The organism is Colidextribacter sp. OB.20 (genome assembly GCF_009911595.1).
Lineage (GTDB): Bacteria > Bacillota > Clostridia > Oscillospirales > Oscillospiraceae > Lawsonibacter.
The window spans coordinates 1-1,967 of record NZ_QWKG01000135.1; the positions used below are offsets into that span (position 1 = coordinate 1).

Below are 1,967 nucleotides of genomic sequence, written 5' to 3' on the forward strand. Positions count from 1 at the left end.
TTTTGTTACCCATCCCCGCCGAAAAACTACAAAATTTCTTCGGCGTTTTCTTACAATTTCATATCGGCGTTGACAGTACCCGGACCACAAGACGGAGGTTTTTATCAACCCCTCCGGGCGGTTCGTGCTGGGCGGCTTTGAGGCGGACACCGGCCTGACGGGCCGGAAGCTGATGGCGGACACCTACGGCGGGCTGGCCCCCCATGGCGGCGGGGCGCTGTCCGGCAAGGACGGGAGCAAGGTGGACCGCAGCGGGGCCTACATGGCCCGGTACATCGCCAAGAACATCGTGGCCGCTGGGCTGGCGGAACGCTGCACCGTCAGCCTCGCCTACGCCATCGGCAGGGCCGAGCCGGTAGCTGTGGACATCGACGCCCACCAGACCGGGAAATACCCGGAAGCTGTGCTGGCGCAGGCCGTCCGGGCCGTGTTCGACCTGACCCCTGCCGGGATGATCTCCGCCCTGGGGCTGGACCGTCCCATCTTCGCTCGGTTCTGCAACTACGGGCACTTCACCCACCAGGACGCCCCCTGGGAACAGACGGATCAGGCCGCCGCATTGGTGGCCGCTGTGGGAGGTGACCGATCCAATGGATGACGGAATGGATTATGATGTTCAGACCACAGTAAATTTCCGGCTGGACTTTGACGGTTCCGGCGAATTCAATATGCTGTTGCTCCCGGATGTGCAAAAGCAGTTTGTGCAGCACGTCAAAGAAGTCTATGAGCAGGATAATACTCTGGGCAGCGGCTACATCTCCAGCGATTTGAATTTCCGATTTGATGGCCGCACAGTGAAATTGGAATACACCTTCACCTGCCATGATGAGAATGAGGAGGAGGCAGAGAGTTTTTCCGCTTACTGTGTGCGGGGTGTTCAGAAGAAGCTGGAGGGATTTGGCTGTAAGGTCAGGGCCATCGACTGCACGGCCGAGGAGGCGGATATGTCCTGGTACGAAGCATTTGAGGATGCGGTATTCGGCCCCAGGGACAGTACGCAAAAGCAGCCTCCGGTAGCAGAGGATAAGAGCGGCAAAACGGTAACTTCCAAAAAGAAGAACTCCCGACAGGAGCGTTGACCATGAACCGGCCCAAGCACATTGCCTCCTGTAGTTTTGGGAAGGACTCTCTGGCCACCATTTTGCTGGCAAAAGAGTATGGTGAGCCGCTGGATGAGGCTGTCTACTGCGAAGTCATGTTCGACAAGGATATCTCTGGCGAGGTACCAGAGCATCGGGACTTCATCTACGAAACCGCCATCCCAAAGCTGGAGGAGATGGGGGTCAAAATCATTGTCCTGCGTTCTGCCAAGACCTATGTAGACTTGTTCACCGGGCGGGTCACCCGCGGCCCGAAAAAGGGCATGGTGCGCTCCTTCCCTCTCTGTGGAAAGTGCGCCGTCCAGCGTGACTGCAAGATCCGGCCCATCCAGCGGTATCAAAAAAACCTGCCGCCCGGAACGGTCCAATACATCGGCATCGCCCAGGACGAGCAGGAACGGCTGCTGCGGCTGGAGAGCGGCAGGCAGGTGTCTCTGCTGGCAAAATACAATTTTACAGAACAGGACGCATGGCAGCTCTGCGAGAAAGCGGGGCTGCTTTCGCCTGTCTACGCCCTTACCGACCGGGGCGGCTGCTGGTTCTGCCCCAACGCAAAGATGCCGGAGCTGCGCCACCTCTACGACCACCACCCGGACTTGTGGGCCAGGATGCTGGAGTTGCAAACCATCCCAGGAAAGGCAACGGAGAAATTCAACCGCACCCAGAAGTTCTCCGACATTGACGCCCTGTTCCGGCAGGAGGACGAGGATACCGCACAGGCGGCATAGCCTGGAATTGTTGGTATCGCTTCGTTTTGGCAGCTCATATTTGTTGGGTATCATGAATGGCTTTTACAGAAAAAAGCTGGTATCGTTGCGGTTGGAGCCGCCACAAATTTACAGAAGGAGTCCTGCAAACAAAAGTCAA

The 1,967-nt window shown here is 57.5% G+C and carries 2 protein-coding genes and 1 pseudogene; all 3 read left to right on the plus strand.

Annotation, left to right across the window (positions count from 1 at the left end):
- Positions 1-79: 79 nt before the first annotated feature.
- A pseudogene (locus tag D1641_RS18785) lies at positions 80-598 on the plus strand (methionine adenosyltransferase domain-containing protein); the annotation flags it as partial.
- On the plus strand, positions 591-1,079 hold the full coding sequence (locus tag D1641_RS18790; RefSeq protein ID WP_160668502.1) for a hypothetical protein: 489 nt from the start codon (positions 591-593) through the stop codon (positions 1,077-1,079). The pseudogene D1641_RS18785 and the gene D1641_RS18790, both read left to right, overlap by 8 nt.
- A 2-nt stretch (positions 1,080-1,081) precedes the next feature.
- Complete coding sequence (locus D1641_RS18795; RefSeq protein WP_160668504.1) at positions 1,082-1,828, plus strand: phosphoadenosine phosphosulfate reductase; 747 nt, start codon at positions 1,082-1,084, stop codon at positions 1,826-1,828.
- The last annotated feature ends 139 nt before the right edge of the window (positions 1,829-1,967 follow it).